This window comes from Vagococcus lutrae, assembly GCF_003987555.1.
Classification (GTDB): domain Bacteria; phylum Bacillota; class Bacilli; order Lactobacillales; family Vagococcaceae; genus Vagococcus_A; species Vagococcus_A lutrae.
The window spans coordinates 42862-68499 of record NZ_NGJW01000003.1 but is presented as its reverse complement, the minus strand read 5'-3'; the positions used below and the strand labels follow the sequence as shown (position 1 = coordinate 68499).

General features: G+C 38.2%; 26 protein-coding genes and 1 tRNA gene. 7 read left to right on the top strand and 20 right to left on the bottom strand.

Going from position 1 to position 25638, the window contains the following annotated elements:
* Window positions 1–5: 5 nt before the first annotated feature.
* The 4 genes from aroC to CBF33_RS03130 are packed head-to-tail and all read right to left on the bottom strand — an operon-like array spanning window position 6 to window position 4186.
* On the bottom strand, window positions 6–1181 hold the full coding sequence (aroC, locus tag CBF33_RS03145; RefSeq protein WP_126761524.1) for a chorismate synthase: 1176 nt from the start codon (window positions 1179–1181) through the stop codon (window positions 6–8).
* A 1-nt stretch (window position 1182) separates the two neighbouring features.
* On the bottom strand, window positions 1183–2265 hold the full coding sequence (gene aroB, locus CBF33_RS03140; RefSeq protein ID WP_126761521.1) for a 3-dehydroquinate synthase: 1083 nt from the start codon (window positions 2263–2265) through the stop codon (window positions 1183–1185).
* A gap of 12 nt (window positions 2266–2277) precedes the next feature.
* A complete protein-coding gene (gene aroF, locus CBF33_RS03135; protein ID WP_126761519.1) occupies window positions 2278–3288 on the bottom strand; it encodes a 3-deoxy-7-phosphoheptulonate synthase in 1011 nt (336 codons plus the stop codon).
* The gene (locus tag CBF33_RS03130; RefSeq protein WP_170167737.1) at window positions 3278–4186 is read right to left on the bottom strand and encodes a shikimate dehydrogenase; all 909 of its coding nucleotides are present in this window, start codon (window positions 4184–4186) and stop codon (window positions 3278–3280) included. The genes aroF and CBF33_RS03130 overlap by 11 nt, the downstream gene beginning before the upstream one ends.
* Window positions 4187–4519: 333 nt before the next feature.
* Here CBF33_RS03130 and CBF33_RS03125 point away from each other — a divergent pair, with 333 nt between their 5' ends.
* Together CBF33_RS03125 and CBF33_RS03120 are read left to right on the top strand one after the other, a co-directional pair.
* Window positions 4520–5581 carry a YdcF family protein gene (locus CBF33_RS03125; protein ID WP_126761515.1) on the top strand — a complete coding sequence of 354 codons (1062 nt, stop codon included), beginning with the start codon at window positions 4520–4522 and terminating at the stop codon, window positions 5579–5581.
* Between the two features lie 78 nt (window positions 5582–5659).
* A tRNA-Thr gene (locus tag CBF33_RS03120) sits at window positions 5660–5732 on the top strand.
* Window positions 5733–5772: 40 nt separating this feature from the next.
* Here CBF33_RS03120 and CBF33_RS03115 read toward each other — a convergent pair.
* From CBF33_RS03115 to CBF33_RS03075, 9 genes are all read right to left on the bottom strand, one after another.
* The gene (locus CBF33_RS03115) at window positions 5773–6615 is read right to left on the bottom strand and encodes a bifunctional 5,10-methylenetetrahydrofolate dehydrogenase/5,10-methenyltetrahydrofolate cyclohydrolase (RefSeq protein ID WP_170167736.1); all 843 of its coding nucleotides are present in this window, start codon (window positions 6613–6615) and stop codon (window positions 5773–5775) included.
* Window positions 6605–7189 carry a 5-formyltetrahydrofolate cyclo-ligase gene (locus CBF33_RS03110; protein WP_126761511.1) on the bottom strand — a complete coding sequence of 195 codons (585 nt, stop codon included), beginning with the start codon at window positions 7187–7189 and terminating at the stop codon, window positions 6605–6607. Before CBF33_RS03110 ends, CBF33_RS03115 begins: the two co-directional genes overlap by 11 nt.
* A 14-nt stretch (window positions 7190–7203) precedes the next feature.
* Entirely contained in the window at window positions 7204–7839 is a 636-nt protein-coding gene (locus CBF33_RS03105) for a cyclodeaminase/cyclohydrolase family protein (RefSeq protein ID WP_170167735.1), read from the bottom strand.
* Between the two features lie 61 nt (window positions 7840–7900).
* Entirely contained in the window at window positions 7901–9340 is a 1440-nt protein-coding gene (gene gcvPB / locus CBF33_RS03100) for an aminomethyl-transferring glycine dehydrogenase subunit GcvPB (RefSeq protein ID WP_126761507.1), read from the bottom strand.
* Window positions 9337–10656, bottom strand: a complete 1320-nt coding sequence (gene gcvPA, locus CBF33_RS03095) for an aminomethyl-transferring glycine dehydrogenase subunit GcvPA (RefSeq protein ID WP_126761505.1) — start codon at window positions 10654–10656, stop codon at window positions 9337–9339. The genes gcvPB and gcvPA overlap by 4 nt, the downstream gene beginning before the upstream one ends.
* A 2-nt stretch (window positions 10657–10658) precedes the next feature.
* The gene (gene gcvH, locus CBF33_RS03090) at window positions 10659–11045 is read right to left on the bottom strand and encodes a glycine cleavage system protein GcvH (protein WP_126761503.1); all 387 of its coding nucleotides are present in this window, start codon (window positions 11043–11045) and stop codon (window positions 10659–10661) included.
* Window positions 11046–11072: 27 nt separating this feature from the next.
* Window positions 11073–12149 carry a glycine cleavage system aminomethyltransferase GcvT gene (gene gcvT, locus CBF33_RS03085; RefSeq protein WP_126761501.1) on the bottom strand — a complete coding sequence of 359 codons (1077 nt, stop codon included), beginning with the start codon at window positions 12147–12149 and terminating at the stop codon, window positions 11073–11075.
* Between the two features lie 112 nt (window positions 12150–12261).
* A complete protein-coding gene (locus CBF33_RS03080) occupies window positions 12262–12873 on the bottom strand; it encodes a YtxH domain-containing protein (RefSeq protein WP_126761499.1) in 612 nt (203 codons plus the stop codon).
* Window positions 12874–12899: 26 nt separating this feature from the next.
* Window positions 12900–13340 (bottom strand): DUF948 domain-containing protein, encoded by a 441-nt coding sequence (locus CBF33_RS03075; RefSeq protein WP_126761497.1) that lies wholly within the window; start codon window positions 13338–13340, stop codon window positions 12900–12902.
* A 128-nt stretch (window positions 13341–13468) separates the two neighbouring features.
* On the opposite strand from CBF33_RS03075, the gene CBF33_RS03070 reads away from it, so the two are divergent.
* The 4 genes from CBF33_RS03070 to citG all read left to right on the top strand — a co-directional run bounded on the left by CBF33_RS03070 (window position 13469) and on the right by citG (window position 17952).
* Window positions 13469–14365, top strand: coding sequence for a mechanosensitive ion channel family protein (locus CBF33_RS03070; RefSeq protein WP_244919677.1), 897 nt, complete (start codon window positions 13469–13471; stop codon window positions 14363–14365).
* A gap of 156 nt (window positions 14366–14521) precedes the next feature.
* Window positions 14522–15610 (top strand): M42 family metallopeptidase, encoded by a 1089-nt coding sequence (locus tag CBF33_RS03065; RefSeq protein WP_126761493.1) that lies wholly within the window; start codon window positions 14522–14524, stop codon window positions 15608–15610.
* A gap of 90 nt (window positions 15611–15700) precedes the next feature.
* Window positions 15701–16981: a purine/pyrimidine permease gene (locus CBF33_RS03060; RefSeq protein WP_126761491.1), complete on the top strand. Its 1281-nt coding sequence runs from the start codon at window positions 15701–15703 to the stop codon at window positions 16979–16981.
* Window positions 16982–17037: 56 nt separating this feature from the next.
* Complete coding sequence (gene citG, locus CBF33_RS03055) at window positions 17038–17952, top strand: triphosphoribosyl-dephospho-CoA synthase CitG (protein ID WP_126761489.1); 915 nt, start codon at window positions 17038–17040, stop codon at window positions 17950–17952.
* A 30-nt stretch (window positions 17953–17982) separates the two neighbouring features.
* On the opposite strand, the gene CBF33_RS03050 is transcribed toward citG, so the two are convergent.
* The 5 genes from CBF33_RS03050 to CBF33_RS03030 are packed head-to-tail and all read right to left on the bottom strand — an operon-like array spanning window position 17983 to window position 23134.
* The gene (locus CBF33_RS03050) at window positions 17983–18603 is read right to left on the bottom strand and encodes a malonate decarboxylase holo-ACP synthase (RefSeq protein ID WP_126761487.1); all 621 of its coding nucleotides are present in this window, start codon (window positions 18601–18603) and stop codon (window positions 17983–17985) included.
* Complete coding sequence (gene mdcD / locus CBF33_RS03045) at window positions 18597–20270, bottom strand: biotin-independent malonate decarboxylase subunit beta (RefSeq protein ID WP_126761713.1); 1674 nt, start codon at window positions 20268–20270, stop codon at window positions 18597–18599. Before mdcD ends, CBF33_RS03050 begins: the two co-directional genes overlap by 7 nt.
* Window positions 20260–20562 (bottom strand): malonate decarboxylase subunit delta, encoded by a 303-nt coding sequence (locus tag CBF33_RS03040; protein WP_126761485.1) that lies wholly within the window; start codon window positions 20560–20562, stop codon window positions 20260–20262. The genes mdcD and CBF33_RS03040 overlap by 11 nt, the downstream gene beginning before the upstream one ends.
* 15 nt (window positions 20563–20577) lie before the next feature.
* Entirely contained in the window at window positions 20578–22221 is a 1644-nt protein-coding gene (mdcA, locus tag CBF33_RS03035) for a malonate decarboxylase subunit alpha (RefSeq protein ID WP_126761483.1), read from the bottom strand.
* A 1-nt stretch (window position 22222) separates the two neighbouring features.
* Window positions 22223–23134, bottom strand: a complete 912-nt coding sequence (locus CBF33_RS03030) for an ACP S-malonyltransferase (protein WP_126761481.1) — start codon at window positions 23132–23134, stop codon at window positions 22223–22225.
* Between the two features lie 129 nt (window positions 23135–23263).
* On the opposite strand from CBF33_RS03030, the gene CBF33_RS03025 reads away from it, so the two are divergent.
* Complete coding sequence (locus CBF33_RS03025) at window positions 23264–24157, top strand: LysR family transcriptional regulator (RefSeq protein ID WP_126761479.1); 894 nt, start codon at window positions 23264–23266, stop codon at window positions 24155–24157.
* A gap of 205 nt (window positions 24158–24362) precedes the next feature.
* On the opposite strand, the gene CBF33_RS03020 is transcribed toward CBF33_RS03025, so the two are convergent.
* Together CBF33_RS03020 and CBF33_RS03015 are read right to left on the bottom strand one after the other, a co-directional pair.
* Window positions 24363–24749, bottom strand: coding sequence for an OsmC family protein (locus tag CBF33_RS03020; RefSeq protein ID WP_126761477.1), 387 nt, complete (start codon window positions 24747–24749; stop codon window positions 24363–24365).
* Window position 24750: 1 nt separating this feature from the next.
* Entirely contained in the window at window positions 24751–25638 is an 888-nt protein-coding gene (locus tag CBF33_RS03015) for an ATP-binding cassette domain-containing protein (RefSeq protein ID WP_126761475.1), read from the bottom strand.

Sequence of the window (25638 nt, the reverse complement as noted above, 5' to 3'; positions counted from 1 at the left end):
CTCACTCACTCCTTTTTTAAATAATGATGATGACGTACGTTGGCTTCTTCCATCGCTCGTTTGACTTGCGCCATTGTATCATTACTATATTGAGATAAAATTGCTTGTGCTAAAACAGTAGCAACCACGCCTTCTGCTACTACACTCGCCGCAGGTACGGCACACGCATCTGACCGTTCAACGGTTGCTTTATAAGCATCTTTTGTTTCAATATCCACACTATTTAAAGGACGATAAAGTGTTGGTATAGGCTTCATGACCGTTTTGATGGTTAAAGGCATACCATTTGTCATTCCCCCTTCTAAACCACCAAGATGATTACTTCCACGATAGAAACCATTCGCCTCATCCCAATAAATTTCATCCATCACCTGACTGCCAGGTTGATGCGCTAATAAAAAGCCGTCGCCAAACTCTACGCCTTTAAATGCATTGATACTCATTAACGCACCTGCAAGCTGTCCGTCTAGTTTACGATCCCAGTGTACATAGCTCCCAATACCTGCTGGCACTCCATAAGCTTTTATCTCTATTTTACCGCCTAACGTATCACCTGCTTGTTTCGCTTCATCAATAACATGCATCATTTCGGTTGACGCTTGTTCATCTACACAAAAAACTGGTGACATCTGGGCTTTTTTTATGTCACTAATTCCTAAGTCTTTGGGATATGTAGCCATAACCGGCCCTATGGCTACAACATGGCTTAACACTTCAATATTCACCTGCGATAGAAACTGCTTAGCAATAGCACCCACTGCGACACGCATGGCTGTCTCACGAGCAGAAGAACGTTCGAGAACATTTCGTAAATCAGCATGCTGATACTTCATACCACCAGCTAAATCAGCATGTCCTGGACGAGGTTTAGTAACACGACGTTTCTTTTTTTTCATATCGGATACAGGCTCAATCCCCATAACTGATTGCCAATTATCATAGTCTTTATTCAGCAATTGCAACGTTATAGGCGAGCCAAGCGTATAACCATGACGCACTCCTGATAATACATTGACCCGATCAGATTCTATCTTCATTCGATTGCCACGACCATAACCTTGCTGTCGTCGCCATAATTCGTGATTGATTGCTTCTACATCTATCGCCATTCCAGCAGGCATTCCTTCAATGATAGTCGTCAAGGCTTGCCCGTGTGATTCCCCAGCGGTTAAAAAACGCATATTAGTTCTCTCCTATCGATTTAATAAACTTACTATGAAAATCAGTCAGCGTATCTGTCAAAATTTGCCCGTTACCAATCGTTTCTAAAGCGACCCATTTAATTTCCTGACCATGACGCTTCTTATCTAGCTTAAGCGCTTGCCACAAAGCGACAGAATCTATCTCATCCGGTAAAGTAACTGGTAAATGGAACTGTTGTAAGACTTGACGCATGCGTGTTTCTAATACTCTGGTTTGTTCTGAGGAAGTTTGTAACGATAAAATCAGCATCATACCTATCGCAACGGCTTCACCATGAAAGTACTTTTCATAATGTGTCACTTGTTCTAAAGCATGACCAAATGTATGACCAAAGTTCAACAAATGCCTAATGCCAGTGTCTTTTTCATCCTGCTCAACTATTTGTGCCTTCAATTGACAGCTACGATAAATCCAATGGGTAAAGTCAGTGCCTGTCGCGGTATCAAGACATGACTTTTCTAACTCTCTCCACAAAGATACATCCATAAGTGCTGCTATTTTTATAACTTCTGCCATACCGCTTGCAAGTTGACGTTGTGGAAGGGTTTCAAGAAACATGGTATCTATCCATACCCCATTTGGTTGATAAAAAGAGCCCACAATATTTTTAGCAGAAGGTAAATTAATGGCTGTCTTGCCTCCTACACTACTATCAACTTGAGCGAGTAATGTAGTTGGCACTTGTAGCCAGTCAATGCCTCTCATATAAATAGACGCAACAAAACCAGTCAAATCACCTACCACACCTCCGCCGAGTGCGATAAGCCCGTCATGTTTTGAAAAAGATTCGGACGCTAGAAATGTCAAAAGATTTAGCGCATTCTCAGGACTTTTACTCTCTTCACCTGAAGGAAAAACAAATGATCTACACGTGTACCCTTTAGCAGTTAATGCCGTCATTATAGGTTCCAGATAATATCGACTGACTTCACTGTCACTGACAATGCCAATTTTTTTAGATAACGGCCAGTTTTCATGAACCCAATCTGCAAATGAATCTAGCGCATATTGTTTAAAAACAATCGTATAAGAATGATGAGGCAATGTAATGTCTATTTTCATTAGAATTCTCCTTTACATTTCTAACGTTTGATTCAGTTCATGAAGCTGTTTAATTTGATGTGACATATTGAGATAGGCTTTCTCATCTAGTGATTGACGACCGTCTGACAGTGCCTTTTCTGGTTCTGGATGAACCTCGACGATTACCCCATGAGCTCCTGCTACTACACTTGCTTTAGCGACACTTGTTACATACTCTGATTTACCGACACCGTGACTCGGATCGGCAATAATTGGAAAATGCGTTAATTGTTTCATCATCGCTACAGCATTAATATCAAAGGTATTACGTGTCCATGGCTCGAAGGTTCGAATACCCCGTTCCACAAATAACAATTGATGATTACCTCGACTCACTATATATTCTCCGGCATTTAGCCACTCTTCAATCGTACTTGCCATTCCCCTTTTTAACGCAACTGGCTTACTACTGCGTCCAACAGCTTCTAATAACCGATAGTTTTGCATGTTTCTAGCACCAATTTGTAAAATATCTGTATAATGCTCGACTAGTTGAAGATTTTTTTCATCCATAACTTCAGTAATCATAGCCAACTCATAATAATCAGCAGCTTCTCGCATCCAAATTAAACCTTGCTCGCCCAATCCTTGAAATGTATATGGAGAGGTACGAGGTTTAAAAGCACCGCCACGCAATACGTGAGCCCCACCTTTTTTTGCAATTTTCGCTGCTTCAAAGATTTGCTCACGACTTTCTACCGCGCAAGGACCCGCCATAATCGTTAAATTCGTACCACCTATCATATGATGTTTCGTTTGGATAATCGTATCATTAGGATGTCCTTCGCGACTCGTCAGCAAACCTGGCCCTTTGATTTTCTCCACACAATCAAACGGAACTTCTTGCTTGAAAGCATCTAGTTGATGCTCTAATAAATGAACGACAAGCTGTATAGGTTGACTAGCTTTATCAAAAACAAACGGTATCTCATGCTGACGTAAATATCTTTCGTAGCGTAATAAGTCATCTTCTGTTACATCGATAGGTAATTTAATTATCATTTTCTTCTTCTCCTGACAAGGTTACTAACAACCTCTTATATATTTCATTAACAGGCATTGATTTTCCCGTCCATAGTTCAAAAGAAACTGCCGCTTGATGAACGAGCATCCCTAAACCATTGAATGTTTGACACCCCATATTGCGCGCTTGTCTCATTAATGGCGTCACAAGCGGGTAATAAATAATATCAATGACCGTATGCTCCGCTCGTAACTTCGCTTGAGGGGAAAGTGGAGACGAAGTCGCCTGTGCTCCCATTCCAACATTGGTGGTATTTACTAATATCACATTTTTTTCTAATAGATAATTTAAAGCATTTATATCATCAAAGTCATAGACAGAAATAGCAACTCCCAGGTGCTGACTAAGTTGTTTCATTTGAGCAACCGTAGTGGCAAATGTTTCATTATTCCGTTTAAACACATGAATCGCACAGACTTTTTGTAACGCAAGTTGTGTCACAATCGCTTGCGCTGCCCCACCGGCTCCCAATATCACTACTTCTTTCCTGTGATAATCAATCGATTCTGCTTCTAAAAAAGAAACAAACCCTATGCCATCCGTATTATGACCGATCAATTTTCCATCACTTAAAACTACAGTATTAACCGCTTGAGTTAACTCAGCTTCTTCTGACAAACTATCTAAATAAGGAATCACCGCTCTTTTATAAGGCATTGAAATGTTGACACCGTACATCTCCCAAATTTTAATCATACTTAGTGCTTCTCTTAAATTATCAGCTTCTGTTTCAAGCGATACATAGACGCCGTTCACATTCAGTAATTGAAACGATGTATTATGAATAAACGGTGATAAACTGTGTTTAATTGGCTTTGCAATAATCCCTGCCAATCGTGTTTCCCCATTAATCACTATCTCTCGACTCCTTTTCATATAAAAAACGCCTACTTGGTAAGACCAAAGTAAGCGTGTCATGATAATCACAAACTTTTGAGCGCTAATTATTATTACAAACCCGCTCGATAACGTAACTCAGATGTGGCATACTCACCCATTCACGTTAAAAATCAAAAGATTTCCAACATGTGCTAACCCCTAATATGTGATAATTTTCTCTTTAAATAATTACTTTAAGTATAGGTTTTAGCCTCGTTAAAGTCAAGTTGTCTTCGCTCGTCTTTTTACACACGACGACTCTTTTTTAAAGTAGCGTCTAATGCAGAAGTTTGCTACACTAATATTTGATACTAAACGAGGAGGTTTTTTATGGACAACACTGTCACTCTTTGGCTTATTTTCTTAACAATTGTTCTACCGGGCATTGGTTTTGCTTATTATTTATTAAAAAAGCCAACCAGTCTTTGGACGGGGTTTTATTTCACTATCATTTTAACATCTGGTGGCATTGCACTAATTTTATTTCTAGAACAAGTTAATACGACTCTTGCCTTTATTCTTGCTGTACCACTAGGTATTCTACTACTACTTGTGTTACTTTTTGGTATTTATGCCATGATTATTGCCTTGTTTTGGAATGAAAGAATTCTATTAAAGTATGAGCGACCTTCACTTGCGAACTTTTTACCGCTCATTGTAGCAACAGGACTTCTGTGTTTACAAATTTTATTTTTCTTAGCGCCTCGCTATTTGAAAAACCACTGGTTGCTCGCGCTGTTTAGCTATGTTAATACGCTTGCTCTATACTTTATGGGAATTTTTATCATGTTTACTCTTACAGCTTTTCTATACAATAAAGTTCCAATTCGTGGAAAAATCGATTATATCATTATTTTAGGGGCAGGATTAAATAAAGATAAAGTGACACCACTCCTTGCATCTCGTATAGAAGCAGGCATCAAACTTTATCATCGTTTAGAAGAGAAAAAACAACAACCTACGATTATTGTTTCCGGTGGACAAGGCCCTGATGAGTTAATTTCAGAAGGAGAAGCGATGGCAGCTTATATTCACACACATCACCCAGATATCACACGGGTTTTAATTGAAAATGAGTCCACAAATACTCAACAAAATATTGCGCTATCTGAAAAAGTAGCACAAAAAGCTGACGGTATTGATAGCTTTAAATCAAATAAAATCGTCATTGCAACAAATAATTATCACCTGTTACGTGCAGGAAAACTGGCGGCATACCAAGGAATCAATGCACAAGGGGTCGGCGCGAAAACGAGATGGTTTTATCTTCCAACTGCGTTCATTCGCGAGTATATCGGCTATCTCGTCATGACTAAAGGTACGCATATTAAAGTAAGTGCTACCCTATTTATCTTATTTTTCTTACTTAATTTTCTTACATGGATGTTTTAACAGCTAAAAGATAGAAAATTTATTTTTCTATCTTTTTTGCTCTTTACAAATAAAATTTTAGGAGTAAAATAGAAATATGCCGACTTAGCTCAGTAGGTAGAGCAACGCACTCGTAACGCGTAGGTCACAGGTTCGATTCCTGCAGTCGGCATTCAAAAAACACGGTAGAATTTAGATTCTACCGTGTTTTTTTAGCTTTGCTTTTTTGCAGCTTCGACAGCATGTGCTACTAATATAGCGTTAGTAACTGTTCCTACGCCGCCAGGAACTGGTGTAATTGCTTTGCATTTTGGTTGGACGTCCTTAAAATTGACATCGCCAACTAAACGACCATTCTCATCCACATTAATCCCTACATCAATAACAATCGCACCTTCTTTTATGTGATCAGATGTTATCAAGCCAGCTTGACCAGCGGCTGCAATCACAATGTCCGCCCATTTCGTTTCTGAAACTAAATCTTTGGTACGCGTATGGCAAACCGTTACTGTTGCTCCTCTTCTTGTTAGGTAATGGGCAAGAGGTCGTCCTACGACTTCACCAAAACCGACAATCGTGACTCGCTTACCAGCACACTCTTCTTTTATCTCATCAAGAATTAGCAAACAAGCTTCTGCAGTACATGGTCCAAAAGTTTCGTGTTGTCCAAGATAGACATTACCTATATTTTCCAATCCGATACAATCAATATCTTTTAATGGGTGAATATGATGTTTTATATGTTCATCGGATAAAGAAGCTGGAAGTGGTTTTAACACCAAAATTCCCGTCACATCTTCACTATCATTTATAACATCAAAAGCTTTATCCCACTTTTCTTGTGTGACATTGGCAGCAAATGCATGACAAGTCACGGTAATGTGGGAACGCTCAAATAGCCGTACAGCTGAACGTTCATATGCTAATTGACTTGAATCCTCTCCGACACGCATGATTGCCACGTGAGGTTTTTTCGTAAGAACTGGCACCTCTCTCTCTATTTTTTCATAAATAGGAGTTGCTATCTCTTTTCCCTGAATAATATTATCTTTCAAACCCATTCTCCTTACATAAGATTATTTCATCTTCTGTTACCACTGTATCGATGATGATATCATGTTTCTCACGAGGGACTTGTTCCACTAATAGACTCTTTCGAACTGGCATGACTGTTTTGAACATCTCTTTTTTAAGAAAACGATCGTAATACCCACCCCCAAATCCAATACGATAACCGTATCGGTCAGCGACTACGTTAGGAACTATGACTAAATCTATTTCTTTTAAAGGAAGAGCGTCATGCGTTTCATCAGGCTCTAAAATCCCCATCTTTTTCACGGATAACTGTTTTAATGATGTAATTTCTACAGCATCCATTACTCCATTCCCCACAACTCTCGGCACAGCAATTCTCTTTCCAGCCATCAGCCACCTATCAATCCAAATACGCGTATTTATTTCAAAGTTCTGACCGACGTAAATAAAAATAACCGATGCGGATTGAAAACTAGTTAATTTTTCGACTTGTTTTAACAATGCCTCATCACTTTTTTGACGTAGCGATGGCGTCAAGTGATTCATTTTTGCTAATCCTGCTTCGCGATAACGCGATTTTTCAGCTTGTTTCACCCTCGTTCACCCTCTTAATTTGAAAGCTTGTCAACGACTTGTTTAAACACTCTGTTTCCTTGTTCATCGACTTTTTTAAGGAGCGTCGACATATCTGCTGCAAGCTTATCTTTTTCCTGAGAAGACGTCATCATTTTAATATTAATACGCACATTTAACGAGGCACTTTCTACAGCCGCTTTTAAGAAGCTAACCCCTACTCCAACATCACTTAAAACTAATGGACTTCCTTTTTCTACCAACTCTTCATGTATATCCAAAACGTCACTGCTTAGTTTCATGATTTCTAAAGGCACTTCGCAAGCTGTTAAAAGTGCTTTTTGCATCACTCGGTTCTTTTCACTTTTTTCTGCTTCTGTCGTTTCAGGCAAACCATATGCCTTAGACAAGGGTAAAAATTGAATCGCATCCTCTGTTACTAGTTCTTCTAGACGCGTCTGCTTTGCTTGTAAGTCAGATAGAATGCGCTTGTAATCCGACTGAAATTTAGCATACTTCTTTTTATTTTGAGTTAAATGGACCACCATTTGACCTAACGCCGTCCCTAATGCCGCTACTAAGCTAGAAGCACCTCCGCCACCTGGAGCGGGTTTATCTGAAGCCAAATCTGCTAAAAAATCACGGCTTGATTGATTTAACATATCATTCATTGAAACATCTCCTTTCAAAAATAGGATAATGACCATGGTCATTATCCTATTCTACCGTTTTTTATTCGTTTTTAAAAGCGTATCTCAAAATTGGATGTCTAGCTGCTTTTACTTCATCCACACGTTTAATCGTAGTATGATGTGGGGCATTTAAAAGCTCATCCGGTTCTTTTAACGCTCGCTCGTGTAAAGCACGGTATAAAGTAATAACCTCGTCTAATGTCTCTTTCGTTTCTGTTTCCGTTGGCTCTAACATTAAAGCTTCAGGTACAGTCATTGGAAAATACATCGTGGGTGGATGAACATCATAGTCCAGTAAGCTTTTTGCAAAGTCTAAGGCACTGACACCTGTCTCTTTTTTCAAATCTTTTAATGAGATAACAAACTCGTGCATACACAACCCGTCATACGGGATTTCAAAAGTATCTTTTAATGATGCTCGCAAATAATTCGCATTTAAAACGGCCGTCATGGCGGCTTCTTTCAAGCCGTCACTACCTAATGTTTTAACGTATGTAAGTGCTCGAACCATCACTAAAAAGTGTCCGTAAAATGCTTTGACGCGACCGATACTTTTCTGTGATTGATGCCAAACCTTCATCTCATCAGCGACAACAGGATAATCTGTCGGTAAAAAGTCAAATAACACTTCTTTACAGCCAATAGGACCCGAACCAGGGCCGCCGCCTCCATGAGGTGTTGAAAAGGTTTTGTGAATATTTAAATGAACGACGTCAAACCCCATATCACCCGGCCGTACAACTCCCATGATTGGATTTAAGTTAGCGCCGTCATAGTAATTCAAGCCGCCTGCTTTATGAATCAGTGACGTGATTTCTAAAATATTTGGCTCAAAAATTCCCAATGTATTAGGATTAGTTAGCATTAGACCTGCCGTATCGTCTCCGATAACTGCTTTTAATGCCTCTAAATCAACACAGCCTTTTTCATTACTTGGAACGTTGACAGTTTCAAACCCCACCATAGAAGCACTAGCAGGATTAGTTCCATGTGCTGAATCAGGAATGATGATCTTCGTGCGCTTTGTATCTCCTCGTGACACATGATAGGCTTTAATCATTAATAGGGCCGTCAACTCACCATGAGCTCCTGCAGCTGGTTGAAATGTCATATGATCCATCCCGGTTACTTCACAAAGTGTTTTTTCGAGTTCTGTAAAAACAGATAAAGCTCCCTGTACGGTCTCAAGTGGTTGTAACGGATGAATATCTGTAAATCCTTTTAATCCTGCCATTTCATCGTTTAGTTTCGGATTATATTTCATTGTACAAGACCCTAGAGGATAAAAACCATCATTAACCCCATGCGTTTCTTTCGCTAAAGCCGTATAGTGACGACTAATTTCAGGTTGAGAAACCTCTGGTAAACGCGGAGATATGACACGTTGATGTTCTTCTGGAACAGTCGCTGTTGGAACATCAAGCTTAGGCAAAATGTCATTAAAACGGCCTTCGAAACTTCTTTCAAAGATTAACTTCATGCGACAACCTCCTTAATCGCTGTGACGAGTGCATCAATAGCTTCTTTAGTATTGACTTCTGTCGCACACCATAAAATATTTTCACCAACAGGTAAACCAGCTAAAATATCATGCGCTTCTAACTGATGAACTAAAGATTGAGCTTCTATCGGAGTTGTCATCAAGAATTCATTAAAATAGTCACCTGAATATACCAGATCAAATCCAGGAATAGTCGCCAACTGTTCAGCGAGATAGTGGGCTTTCGCGTGACTTTGACGAGCAACTTCCGTTAGACCTTGCACGCCCATGACAGACATATAAATAGAAGCGGTTAACGCACAATGCGCTTGGTTAGAACAAATGTTAGACTGTGCTTTTTCACGACGTATATGCTGCTCACGTGCTTGCAAAGTCAAGACAAACGCACGTTTTCCCGCTTCGTCTTCCGTCTGTCCAACAATTCGACCTGGTAACTGACGAATACGGCGAGTCGTCGTCGCCATAAATCCTAAATAAGGACCACCGAAAGACAAAGGTATTCCTAAACTTTGGCCTTCTCCGACAGCAATATCGGCACCATACTCACGTGCAGATTTTAATATCATACTTGCAATGGGTTTAACCCCAAGTATGTAATGGGCACCGACTTCATGTATGATTTCACCAATACGCTCTGCCGGCTCTAACATACCGTAAAAGTTAGGATGTTCAACATAAACACCCGCCACTTCTTTACTCATCATTTCTTCTAGTTTTGTCAAATCGGTCACACCGTTTTGAGTTGGAACTGTGCGTAACGTGACACCCATCCCTGTGGCATACGTTAGCATCGTTTCTTTAACCATTGGATGAATTGAGTCACTTATCAACACGACTTTCTTGCGACGATCAACAACCATATTCATTGCTTCTGCTGCTGCTGTGGCTCCGTCATAAACAGAGGCGTTCGCTACATCCATCCCCGTCAATTCACAAATCATCGTTTGAAATTCAAAAATCGATTGCAATACACCTTGACTGATTTCGGCCTGATAGGGTGTATAAGCTGTTAAAAACTCTTCTTTACTCGCAATTTGTCGAACTAAGGCCGGAATATAATGCCGGTACGCACCCGCCCCTCGATACACATCATGAAAGACGTAGTTTTGCTCAGCTAATTTTGATATCGCTTGGCTAACTTCCAATTCTGATTGACCGTCTGGAAGGTTTAATGAAGTTTCTTTCATCTCAACTGGAACATCTTGATAAAGGTCTTCTAGCTTTTCAACACCAATTGTTTTTAACATTTCTTGTCGTTCTGCCTCTGTATGGCTGACATATTTTCCTTTCGACATTCTTATGCCTCCTCTGCAATTAAATTTTCATAAGCCTCTTTCTGCAAAAGATTTTCTTGAATGTCGCTGACTTCTTCAATTTTAAATAACCATTGATCATAAGGTGCTTCGTTGACAAGTTCTGGCTGGTCTAATAACGCTTCATTGACTTCTACCACTTTTCCTGATACAGGTGAATAAATATCTGAAACTGATTTAACTGATTCAATATCCGCTAAACTATCTCCCATGTTAACGACATCGCCTATTTCTGGTAAGCCAACAAAAACAATATCTCCTAACTGATCCTGTGCAAAGTCAGTTATCCCCACTGTCGCCACTTTTTTATCTTCTGAGAAGGCAACCCATTCATGTTCCTCTGTGTAAAATAGTTTTTCTGGTACATTCATTATAAATTTCTCCTCTCTATTTATCTATTAAACAAAAGGAAGCGCTACCACTTCGACTTCTATTTCTCTCCCTCGAACACTTGCCATAAACCGTGTCCCAACATCTGCAACATCACATAAAACAGTCGCCATTGCAATACTATAACCTAAGGTAGGGGAATGAGTACCTGATGTGACCACTCCAACTTCCTTTTTATCCTGTGTTAAAACAGCGCCCTCGCGTACAATGCCTCTTCCAATTACTTTTAATCCAACTCGCGTCTGATTTATTGGTAGACTTTCAACTAATGCTTCTTTTCCAATGAATGATTCTTTTTTCATCTTTATAGCAAAATCAACATTTGCTTCTGTTGCCGGACGTTCTGGTGTTAACTCGTGTCCGTATAAAGGCAACCCTGCTTCTAATCTTAGAGTGTCTCGCGCTCCAAGTCCACATGGTAATAGACCTTTCTCTTTACCTACCGCTAATAAGTCTGTCCACAAACGAACGACCACATCGCTTGAACAATATAGTTCATAGCCGTCTTCACCTGTATATCCCGTCGTCGATACGGTAAATATGCCATATTCAGACGTCTCAATCATCGTAAACTTGAATTTTTTACTTGGTAAATCTTCTGATGATAGTAATTGACTTAATATGTCGTGTGACTTTGGTCCTTGCAAAGCTAAAATCGCTATTTCGTCTGATAAACTCTCTAAAACAGAGTCAGCCGCTAAATGTTGACGAATCCATTGTTCATCCGACTCTCGATTACTAGCGTTGATAATCAATCGATAATGATCTTCATAGCAATAAACGATAAAGTCATCGAGGACACCGCCATTCTCTTGACACATCAGCGTGTAACGAACATCCCCAGACTTCATACTAGCAAAATCATTGGTTCCTATTTTCTGAAGTGTCTCAAGTGCGCCTTTCCCCGATAGTTTAAGCGTTCCCATGTGTGAAACATCGAATAACCCAGCATGGTTACGAACTGCTTGATGCTCTTTAATTACACCAGATTCTTTATATTGAATCGGCATGGAGAACCCTGCAAACGGCACCATCTTGGCATTTAATGCTACATGAGTCTGATACAAAGGTGTTTTTTGTTCCACGTCATATCACATCCTATCTTTTTTTTATCACTTTAATTTTATCACAAAATTTATGTAAAAAGGGACTTTTTTTACAAAAAAAAGACGCTCAATAGCGAGCGCCTTTTATTTATTATTTTTCTTCGTCTTCATCTGTTGCTTCAATGACTTCATCAGCAGCTTCTTCTGCTTTATCTTGTAAATCATCTACTTTGTCCTCAGCTACGTCTTCTGCATCTAAAACGATATCTTCCATTTTATCAGCACTATCTAAAGCTTTATCCTCAACAGTTCCGACCACATCTTCAACCTTATCAGCCATAGCATGTGCTCCTTTAACAATGCTATCACCTGCGTTAGCGATGCCGTCTAACGTTTTATCTTCAACTTCTTTAAATTTATCAGAAATATCTAAGTCTACATCAATATCGGAAATATTTTGCTTAAAATCTTGAGCCATGTCGTTTGTTTGATTACGGAATTTATTTAATTGTTCATCCGTCATTTGCTTAGCTTTATCAACAGATGATTCTGTTTTAGAAATGGCCATGTCTGTGAAATCTTGTCCTTTTTCAACAGCGTAATCTGCATAATCAAGTACACGTTGTTTCAACTCATCTGCTTTGTCCATTAAATCGTCGCGTGTTTCTTTACCTGCTTTTGGTGCTAATAACAAAGCTGCCGCTGCTGCCGCTGCTCCACCGATAATTGCTCCTAGTAAAAAGCCGTCTGATTTTTTTGCCATAATATATTTCCTCCTCTAAGTGATTACTATTTCATAAAATTTAACGCATTTTTAGTTAATCTTGAAATAACTGAAGCTTTTGCCACATTTGTTCCAATTGCACCTAGCTTTGTTGCGGCATTTCGACTAGATTGATTTAAGTCAGAAACACTTTCTCCCAATTCAGCTGCGGCATTGAATAAAGGATCAATCGTTGCTACTTTATGATTCACATCTTCTAACAATTCGTTACTCCTTAGCAACAAATCTTCCACTTGATGCGTTAAAACGCTGACATCTTTTGTCAAAACTTGAATCGTCGTATTTGTTTCTTTTAGTATCGACTGAGCTTCGTCAATAGTTTGATTGGTTTTTTCAATCGTTACCTTGACTTTTGGCAGTATCATAACTGTTGCAATCACTATCACCAATACTAAGATGACAAAAGCAATTGCCGCAATAAGTGCTGCCACTTCTGTACCTGACATTGACATCCCTCATTTCTATAACGTTAGTGTAATATAATTTTATCATTGATAAATGAATTACTCAACTAATCTCCCTTTTTATGACTAATAAAGTCTGTTACAATAAATAATAGAAAGGAATGAATCACATGGAAACTACTTCGACAACTGGCGATTTACCTATCGCAGCGGAAACCACAAAACAATTAAATGCTTTCGCCCGATATTGGCGTTCTATTAATTGGGACCATGTTTTTTCTTTACTGCTAAATAAACTATTTTCAATTATTATCGCGTCACTAGTATTAGGACTTTTTTATCGTGTTGGCAATAAAATCATTCGAAATTCTTTTGAAAAATATAAACAAAAAGATAATTACAGTGAAAACCGAGTTCAAACACTTTATTCATTAGTCAGTAATGTTTTTCAATATACACTTTTCTTCATATACGCCTACGCATTACTATCTATTATTGGTATCCCAGTTTCTTCTTTACTAGCTGGAGCAGGTATTGCGGGGGTAGCGATAGGGTTAGGTGCACAAGGCTTTATTAACGATTTTATTACAGGTTTTTTTATTATTTTAGAAAAGCAAATCGAAGTCGGAGATTTTGTTGAAATCGATGCCTTTCAAGGAACTGTTCAGAGTGTTGGTTTACGTACGACACAAATCAAAGGTGTTGACGGTGCTATTCATTTTATACCAAATCGTACGATACTCGTTATCAGTAATCTTTCTAAAGCAAACCGACTTGTTGCAATTCAACTACGCGTTGCACCGGATACGAATATCGAGTATATGAAGCAACTTATCACAGATGTTAACGAAGTCATGGTACCTCTTTATCCAGATATTAAGACGCCACCGGAAATTGTTGGTTTGATAGATTTAGGAAATGGCAACCTTGCTTTAAAAATTATTATGTACACGCGAAATGGCTCCCAAATCAAAATTCAATCGGAGTTTTTAGAGGCTTATTTAACGAAATTATCTGAAAATGGCATTGCTGTGCCTCAAACGCCACTTATTCTAACACCTAAATAAAGGTATCCCTTGAAAACACTTACTTTGTTGAGCAGACGCGGTCTGCTCTTTTTTTATTCATAACCTTTTAGTTATCAAATCGTGCTAATTAGCTATTTTATTTCCTTTTCGTTCTTTTGTATACTTTATATGAACAAATAAGAAAGGGTGAATAAAATGAAAGAAAAGTTACGCAATCAGTTGAAAACGCTCAGCCAAATTAATGGAGGTTCTGGTCAAGAACAACTTGTTATCAAGGAAATCCTTAGTCAAATTGAGCCTTTTGCTGATGAAGTAAGTGTCGACGTAAAAGGAAATATTATTGCCGTTAAAAAAGGACATAAAGAAGGACCTAACGTCATGCTTGCCGCGCATACCGATGAGATTGGATTAGTCGTTAAAAATATTTTACCAAACGGCTTTATCCTATTTGAAAAAATTGGCGGTGTTCCAGATAATCTATTACCTGGACGTAAAGTAATGGTTGGTAAAAACAACATCCCTGGTGTTATTGGTAATAAACCTGGACACTTACAATCTCCACAAGAAGCTTCTACCGTTAAACCTGCTAGTCAATGCTATGTTGACGTTGCCATGTTCTCTCGCGAAGAAGTAGAAGCAGCTGGTATTCGTATTGGCGACCAAATTATTTGGACAAGTGACTTCATGGAGATGCACAATAAAGACTTTATCGCAACAAAAGCTATCGATGACCGCTTATGCTGCTCAATCGTCTTAGAATTATTTAAAAATATTAAAGCTGAAGATTTTGCGGGTACTTTATACGGCGTCTTTACCGTACAAGAAGAAGTTGGTCTTTATGGTGCTGAAACTGCTGCTTTCAGAGTTCCTGCAGATTACGCTATCGCACTTGATACTATCCCATGTGGAGATACGCCTGATGTCAACACTGAAGTTGAATTACCAATCCGTTTAAATCAAGGACCTGGTCTTTCAGTAGCCGATGGTGTTGGTATTCGATTCTTCAGCTTTATCCATCCAGCAGTTCGTCGTATTATTGAAGAAAAAGCAGATAAACTAGATGTTTCATTACAAGAAGTAGCGATTGTTAGTGGTGGTTATACAACAGATTCAGCTGCTTTAACTCACGCAAATGGTGGTATTCCAGTTGCAACATTAGCAGTTCCTCGTCGTTACTCTCATTCACCAGTTGAATTAATGAGCTTAAATGACGCTGTCGACGTCTACAACATTGTTGAAGCTGTCGTCAAAGATAATGAAAATGCTAAAATTTCCTTTATCTAATTTACAATTTTAGTTACCTGAGTCATATCCTTTTCTAATAAAATGAACAGGGTATGACTTTATTTGATTAAATAAGGAGTGTCGTAAATAATGAAAAAAATACTATCCTCATTTCAGTGGATGATTTTTATTTTAATGGGAAGCATTGTTATTCCTGTTGCCGTAGCCGCTACGCTAGGTCTCGATCAACATGATGCAATGGAATTTGTTAGTCGTACACTATTAACACTAGGTATCGCAGGGATTTTACAAGCGATTGCTGGACACCATTTACCAATACAAGAAGGACCTGCGGGGGTTTGGTGGGGTGTTTACACTTTATATGCTGGTATCGGACCTTTAATGTTTGGTTCTATGACCAAAACTCTACAAGTATTAAGTTTTAGTTTTATCTTAAGCGGTATTATCTTTATTTTGTTTGTTGTTTTCAAACTGGTTGATAAAATTTCAGCGTTATTTACCCCAACTGTTATTGGTATTTACCTGATTTTACTTGTTGTTCAACTCTCAGGAGCATTTTTAACCAGTTTAGCAGGCATTACCGCCGACCATCCTTCTATCAATCTAAGCGTCGTGATCTTATCTCTTGTGACAATCGCTATTGCATTTATTTGTATGTCGATTCCCTCTTTAAAAATGTATGCAACACTTATTTCTGTATTAGTCGGTTGGACATTGTTTAAGCTCTTTAATTTAGCACCTTCTGTTGCAAAAGTCGACAGTATCTTTGCTTTACCAAAACTATTTCCTTTCGGCATGCCGATATTTGATGGTAGTATGATTATTAGTACATTATTCTTAACCCTATTGCTTTTAACTAATTTACTTGCTAGTATCAAAGCGGTAGAATTAGTCTTTGTTAAACTAGGAGAACAGCCAACAAATCGTTTGTCTCAAGCATCATTTGTAGCAGGTCTAATGCACATGTTAGCAGGTGTTTTCAGTAGTATCCCTCCTGTGCCAATTTCTGGCTCTGCTTCATTCATTGAACAAACAAAAGGGACAGATAAAAAGCCTTTTATATTAGGTAACATTCTTATTATTTTAATTAGTCTATCCCCTGTTCTCACATCATTTTTCGCCGCTCTACCAACCGCTGTTGGATATGCTGCACTCGTTCCTACTTTTGGTTTAGGTACGATTACGATTGCCATGGATCAAATTAAAAACGCACCAGCTACTGTTAAAACGAACTTCAATATTGCTGTTAGCTGGTTTGTAGGTATTGGTATTATGTTCTTACCTAAAACTGCCTTTGACGGTTTTCCAGCAGTTTTAACAGCTATTTTTAGTAATGGTTTAATTGTAGGAACGATTATCGCGATAATTTTAGAACAAATTGCAATGAAAAAACACCCTATTGCATCTTAATTTAAAAAAGGTAAGCGTTAAGCTTACCTTTTTTCATTACATATAAGGAGTCTATCATGGTTAAACATCAAACTTTATTAGCAAAACGAATTGCCAAAATTGCTGTGGCATCATTAAAAAAAGAAGTCTCACTAGCACCTAAGCCTGGCTTAGTTGATAAATATGATACTGGCGCACATGACGATATGGATTATGCGCTCTTTTTAAAAAGTGCAGATGCTTTGTATGATTATTTTTATCAGACAGCAATGCTCTCCTATCAATCAAAAAAGCCTTTACCTAAACTATTTAAATCAGTTAGAAAATTAGGCTTAGCTGCCGAAAACGAAATGCTAGCAGCGACTAATGGTATCAATACACATAAGGGAGCTATTTTTTCATTTGGATTGATGATTGGTGCTATTACCTATTATTTAAGCCAAAAAAAATACTTAGTTTGTTTAACCTTAACTCAAGAAGATTGGCATATCATTTCAAACTATATAAAAGAAATGATTGAAGAAGACATGCAAAATGATTTTAAAAAAATAATAGAGAAAAAAAGAAAAGGTGCCGCTTTATCAAATGGAGAAAAACTCTATATTGAGCATGGTATTAGTGGAATTCGAGGAGTCGCTCTATCAGGTTACGATATTCTCTTTAAAGAAGTGCTACCCTTTCGACAAGCAATACCAAATGATTCGGATACATATCAAAATTTACTTACATTATTATTTTTAATGAGTCGGTTGGAAGATAGCAATATTTTGCATCGTGGTGGCTTTGACGGATTAACATGGATTCAACATTACGCTACTTGTTTATTAGAAGATACTGATATCATTGATGAAGCAATCTTAATTGAGCGTATAGAATCTTTTAATGAAGCATGTGTGAAACGTTCTCTTAGTCCTGGTGGCTCAGCTGATCTGCTCGCTCTCGTCATTTTTTTAGATGATTTGGAAAGCTGTCTAACCCATTCATTTATATAAAAAAGCCGCGCAATAATTTGCACGGCTTTTTTACCATCCTTCTTTTGTCAATATCGGACCTTGTATCGTCTTCATCAAAAAGGTTTCGGATGTGGCATATTCTTTCAATGAAAAACCACCTTTAGAAGTTATCACTTGGCAATCAGGGATTTCATTTTTAAAACTTAAATTAGTAAGCATCGTTTTAGCTTCTGATTGACTAAACGGTTCATCTGCATACCAAATCAAATCTAAATCGCTTGTTTCTTTAACAGTACAAATACCTGTCGCTAATTCAAACCCTAAACTTCCTCCTATTCCAATATGATTTTCGCATAGAAATGGATAAATAGCCTGATAGTGTTGCACGACAAAATAATGCTGATGATGACTGCAAATATTCTTTTGAAAGTGTGTGTCTAACAACTCAAATGGTTGAATATGTTGCTCGACTGCTTTAACAGGTACCCAACATGCAAATCGTTGACTCCTATCTTTCCCTCGTAAACCGATAGGCAATAGTTCGTCATGCAAAGAGGCTCGACGACAAACAGCAGTGAGTCGCGGCTTGTTTAACAAAGCTGCGACCCAATCAGGTGTTTCTTCATGGATGACCAACGCTGTACTTGCAAATACAACGAGGTCATGTGGTTGAATGTTTATTTTTACCATTGTTCTCTAATCATTTCACGTACTTGGCGTGTTGCAACACGGCCATATGATTTAGCTTGTTCCGTTTCATAACGGAATGATAAATCTGCTGGTGCATTCTCGGTACTAGCAATCGCTTTTAACATGACATCTTGCATTTTTTCAACATCTGTTTCAGATACGCGATCTGCTTCAATGCCATCAACCAAAGCAAAAAGTGCTCCAAGTTTTTCAAAGTTCTTAATGTCATAAGCCATTGCTGGAATTTTCTTAGTAGCTTCTTCAACCTCTTCCAAGGTTCTATTGGTCACACGTGCTGCACTTTCTTTCGACATTGCTTGAACATTAATTTGCTCGTCATTTAGAGCAATCAATCGGTTGCATTGTAAACCATGTGCTAAGAAAGCACCTGAAATAGCATTTCCGACAATTAATCCGACAACAGGATGTCCAGCTTGGCGAGCACGTGCATAAAACTCAGCACTTGATGCTAATGCCATGTGGATACCGATAAGCTCTTCATTATAACCATAAGCTTGACTTGGTACGTCTATAATTGCAATGATTGGTCGTTTTTCTTTCTTATCTTTATCTTCTGCTATCACTTGTTCTAACACTTTTGATACAACAAAGCCTTCCACTAGACCTGCTTCGCCATTTCTCACACGGTAGAAACGATTGTTATCGTTTGTTGTAATAGTGACAAAAGTCATAGGACGCTTGTTAATTTCAACTGTTTTAGATAAAACTGTTGGAAAATCTGACGTTGGTTGTTTCATTCCTGTCAATCCAGCGAACCATTTATATCCACGAGTATTATTTAAACGTTGATCCCCTTCATAAGCTTCTTTCACTTTAAACTCTTTCTCTTTATTAGCCTCATAATCTGCTATATATTTTTCAGGTGTTAATTTTTCAGAAGCATCCATTTGTGATAAGTAGTTTAAGAAGAAATTAGCTTTTTCTGTACGTTTACTATCTTTTTTATTTACGATAGCCGTAATGATGGCTTCACGAATCACTTCTACATCATCTTTAAGTAATTCATCAATGACACCTGTCGCCACGCGTTGTCTTGCCCCAATTGTATCCCAAATGAGCGCCTTATCACTTGCATCAAACTCTCTGACACCCGCTTCTTGTTCAATCACTTCTGGTCCATTTAAACCAACACGAGCCTTATTTGTAGCAATCAAGTATGACATTAGTGCAGACGTAATACTCATACCACCAAATGAACCTACCAGTCCAGGGACAAGTCCGATAACAGGGACATATTTTTTAAGCGCTACAATCATATTTCCAATTTCAGAAATAGATAGTAAGCCATAATTCGCTTCTTGTAGACGAACACCACCAGTATCTAGAATAATTACAGGATACACTGGATGACCTTCTTTATTTTCTTCAAGAGCCATCTCTAAGGCCATCGCAATTTTGGCACCGGCAACTTCCCCGATACCGCCTCCTTGGAATTTTCCCTCGATACTTACGATTAAGACGTCTTTATCTTGCATTTTACCTCTAACAAGTACCACACCATCATCAAATGAAGGAACAATTCCTTGTGGTTCCAGATGAGGTGACTTCACACGATAAAATGGGTCCAATATTTCTTTTCCTTCATGTTTATCTAGTAATTGAAACGCTCGTTCTCTAGCTCGTAATTCTACAAAACTATTTCTCAACATCGTAAATTCCCTCCAATGCCTGTGTAAGTCTTAAAAACACCACACCAGGTGTCGCACCAAAATCGTTAATTTCAATTGCAGCTTGAATCGGATAACGTTCGAAGAAACGATTCAAAACATTTTCCCAAACGGGAGCAAATCCATCACTACCGGTGATAACTGAAACAGTTGTCTCATCATGATCGATTGGGTTAACGAGAACTTCTAAATCACCTGAAGCAACTACCCCAACATGTTTTCTTTTTTTAATTGGTTCTTTAGTTTTGTAGGTAAATGATAATTTTTCCATGTTTTCCACCCTTTCTTATGACCATGAACGGAATTTTGCAGGCGGTTGATATAAACCACCAGACCATTCAACTAAATCATTAATTGATTGTGCTGCTAATAAACTACGTTTTGCTTCTGTACGCTTAATATTTAAGTCTTCTGGTAACGCGACAATGCCTCGCTCACGTAGGGACATCAACTCTTGACGGTCACTCTTCATACCTAAATCTGAAACCCCAGCAATGGCTGAAAGTGCTAAGCGACGTTCACTTGGACTGGTTGTTTTATATAGGTAAGCGATACCTTCTTCCGTCACAATATGTGTAGTATCTTCTCCGTAAATCATTACTGGCGTATTAGCTAATTTCGATGTTTTAGCCACACTGACTGCATCTAACTCATTTACAAAAACTGGTTTTTTATTCGCACCATATGTTTCAACCATTTGCACGACAAGTTTTTTACCTCTAGCTAATTCGCTCTCAGGGTTTTTCAGCGCACTCCAAGCAGGTGTTGCGTGACGACGACCACCTGGATTATGTCCCATGTTAGGTGCCCCACCAAATCCTGATAAACGTCCGCCGGTTACGGTAGAAGAATTTCCAAATTGATCAATCTGTAAAGTAGAACCGATAAACATATCAATCGCATATTGTCCTGCTACTTGACATAATGCACGATTACTACGCATCGTACCGTCTTGTCCCACAAAGAAAATATCTGGACGAGCTGCGATATATTTCTCCATTCCGACTTCGCCACCAAAGCTATGAATACTCTCAACCCAACCACTTTCAATAGCAGGAATCATCGTTGGGTGTGGGTTTAGTACCCAGTTTTTGGCAATTTTTCCTTTAAGTCCTAATTTTTCACCATATGTAGGTAATAATAACTCAATGGCAGCAGTGTTAAATCCAATACCGTGATTAAGCGATTTTACTTCATGCTTTTGATAGATACCTTTTAAAGCCATCATCGCCATCAATATATGTAACTCGGAGATTTCTTGAGGGTCACGAGTAAATAACGCTTCTAATTGATAGGGTGTATCTGCTTTAACCACAACATCCACCCAAGAACTTGGAATATCGACTCTTGGCAATTCTTTAACCACTTCATTGACTTGAACGATAACAATACCATCTTTAAATGCTGTTGCTTCAACGATAGTAGGTGTTTCTTCTGTATTAAATCCTGTATATAAATTTCCTTGTTCATCCGCTTTATCAGCTGCAACTAACGCAACATTTGGAATTAAATCGACAAAGAGTCGACCATATAACTCTAAATAAGTATGGATATCTCCAATTTTTAGTGTGCCAGCTTCTAACATTTGTGAAACGCGGACGCTTTGAGCACCAGCATAAGAAAAGTCAATTTTTTCTGCTATTTTTTGATCAAACAAGTCTAAATGCTCTGGTCTAGAAATACTTGACATAATCATATGAAGTCGGTTCACTTTTTCTGGAGACACTTTGACTAAATTTTGAGAAAGAAAACTTGCTTGTTTTTGATTATCTCCTTCTAGTACCACTTTATCGCCTGATGTAATCAATGTTTCTAACACTGATATTATGTTCTTAGAATCAATAAATTTTCCGTCCATTAAATGTCGAACTTGATTCATTTTTTGTTGCTTGGCATCTCGATTTTTTGTCCAGCTTTTTACTTTCTCCATTTTAATACTTCTTCCTTTCTTTATTTAATACATATAAAGCATCGTCCACTCCCAATTTTGATACGTTAATGACTTTTAGCGAATCATCTTGAGCTTGAATGAGCTTAGTTAATGTTTCACCTGGTCCAATGTCCACAGCTAAATCCATACGATTTTCTAAAGCAATCTTAGTCATGATATCCCACTTCACAGGTGAAGCGACTCCTTCGATTAAATCTTTTTTTACGTCTTTCGCTAGATTAGTCCCTAATCCCGTATGATTCATGAAGTAAAGACAGTTAGGGGCCTTTATTGTCACTTGCTCTAATGCTAAAGCCAGTGCATCCCGAACGCCTGACATCAAAGGACAATGTGACGGAGTCGGAACGGCTAATAAAATCGCTTTGCTAGCACCTGACTGTGAAGCTGATTTGATAACACGATTGAGTGCGTTAATATGTCCTGATATCGTAAATTGTTGAGGGGCATTTTCATTTGACAAGTAGACGGGTTCTTCTGATGTCGTCGCTGCTTCCACAATGGGTAGCAGCTCATTTTTTAATAAACCAACGACTGCTGCCATCCCATAACTATCAGGATAAGCTTCCGCCATCAATTGGCTTCTTAAATGTACCAGTTTAATCGCATCTTCAAATGATAAACTGCCCGCTATGACAGCGGCTGAGAAAGACCCAATCGAGTGTCCAGCAACATTGCTAGGAGTAAATCCTTCCGCTAAAATCTTTCGCGCCTCAGAGACTTGTTTTAATAACAAGCCTAGTTGGATACCAATCGTAGACCGATATTGTTCGTTTGTATCCGTCATATGAACACCTGTTAATCTTTCTACTAATTGTTTATCTTCAGCAGATACTTCTGATAACATGCCTTCAAACTGAGAGCCTTGTCCTGGAAGCATCATGAAACATTTCATAGCTATTTCCTCCCTTTTATGTACTTGAAAAAAACCTCTCTTTCATTTATAGTAGTATACTGAACGAGAAAAATCTAATAAATTTTATTGCCCTATCCATAACCAAAACTATATGAATGGAGGCCTTTTATGCGTTTAATTCAACTTGAATATTTTATTAAAGCAGCTCAATTAGAAAATATAACACTTGCTGCCAACGAACTTTTTATCTCTCAACCTGCCTTAAGTAAACAAATTTCACAATTAGAAGATGAACTTGGTGCCCCTTTGTTCATCAAAGACGGTAGAAGAATCAAACTCAGCCCATACGGTAAACGTTTCTTGCCTTATGTCGAAGAATCCCTAAACCAGTTGAAATCAGGTATCTCAGAAGTCGAGCAAATGAAATTTCATTTGCAAAATAGTATCGCAATACACCTAAGTGTTTGTTCAATGTGGATACCAGAATTTATTCAGTCTTTTCATCAACACGATCCCTCTCTCTTTTTCTCTATTAGCCAACATCGTCAGCACGAACCTGCCTATGATTATTTAATAACATCGGAGTTAAACCAAGAGGATAACTTTATCGCCTTATTTGAGGAGCCATTAATGTTAGCTGTTCCAAAAGATCATCCGTTAGCAGCTCAAGAATCTATCTCGATTAAAGATATCAAGCAACAAACAGTGATTGGTTTAACAAAACACAATGCTCTTCGCCAAACACTAGATAGTTATATGAAACAGCTAAATGTTAAACTAGATATCGCATATGAATGTGACGACCCTGCAACTTTAAGAGGCCTTATCACTTCTCACATCGGTATTACATTTGTCCCTGTTGTTTCATGGCACGAACTAGTCACTGATTCAATTATTTTAAAACCATTATCCGAAGGCTCTATGACCCGTACTGTTTACTTATGTTGGCACAACACCACTAAAAAGAAACCCTTTCATGATAAAATCGTGATGGATGTTACTCGCTTTTTTAAAGAAAAAGAAGCACATGCTCATATTAAATTACCTTATACATGTCAATAAAATATACCTTGAAGAAATATCAATACCTCTTACATAATAAAAAAAAGACAGTCTTTATAAAAAGACTGTCTTTTTAACAATTTCATATACTACCTAAATATTTAGATATTTCTCTTTAATATTTCAAATTGAGTTGCTTCGTCTTTCGTTAAATATACTCCCACTTTTCGACGTTACTACACTCACTGTATACAGTCCTAAGATTTTATTTAAACCGTATTTGTTTTTTGATTACAATATCTTCAGATAACGATTGAATCACTGGACAGTACTCATTTACCAACGCTAAAAGACGTTCTACACGTGGCTCGTGCTCTTTCGCAACAGATAGCTCAAAGACAATCTCAATGGAAGATAAAGGTTGGCTTTTCTGTTCGCTTGAGCGTGTATAACTAGCTGTTACTTCAGAAAACTCAAATGCTATATGAGACTTAGATAAAATGGATTGTAAAACATAAGCACCACACGCAGCAACTGAAGCGACTAACATTTCTACCGGTGAATATCCCTGCTCTTTTAATAACACCCAATTTCCAGTTTCGTAGGGTAATTCAATTCCCTCTTTTCCTTGAACTAATTTAATCTCTCTCATCTTATTGCTCCTTCCATACGAAATGTTCCTCACCTATCTGTTTCCAATAACCATTATCACTCGGTCGTGCTACATTTTCAACTTGAGAAAAATCTTTTTTTAATTTAGGGTCAGCGACTGGAATCGCAGACAACAAATTCTTAGTATAGGGATGTTGTGGGTCGTTAAATAACGACTCCGTTGGACCTATCTCCACTAACTTACCTTGAAACATAACAGCAATCCGCGTTGATATATATCTTACCATAGCTAAGTCATGTGAAATAAACAAATAAGTCAAACCGTATTCTTCTTGTAACGCCATTAAGAGTGAAATAATCTGAGCTTGAATGGACACATCTAAAGCAGAAATAGCTTCATCACATACGATAAATTCTGGATGAACGGCAATCGCTCGTGCTATCCCAATTCTTTGACGTTGCCCCCCACTAAACTCGGCTGGATACTTATGAATGTCTTTCCCTTTTATTCCGACACGCTTTAACATTAACGTTGCTTGTTTTTCTGGTTCAGCGTGATTGGCAACTTCTAAAGGTTCCATCACACTTTGCAAAGCCGTACGTTGCGGATTCAGTGATGAGTACGGATCTTGAAAGATGATTTGCATCTTTTGATATAATCCTTGTTTTTCTTTTTTACTAAGTTTTCTAATATCGACATCACGATAGTTGATAAGTCCCTCTGTTGGGAGAATCATTTGTAAAATCAATTTTCCTAATGTCGTTTTTCCACTTCCTGATTCTCCTACTAATCCTAATGTTTCTCCCTGTTTGATCTTTAACGAAACATCTCGAACAGCGAAAGTTGGCGTTTGATTACGTGACAGCCATTTCTCTTTAGCTGTATAACTCTTACTTACTTGTGCTACCTCTATCAACGTCTCTGTCAT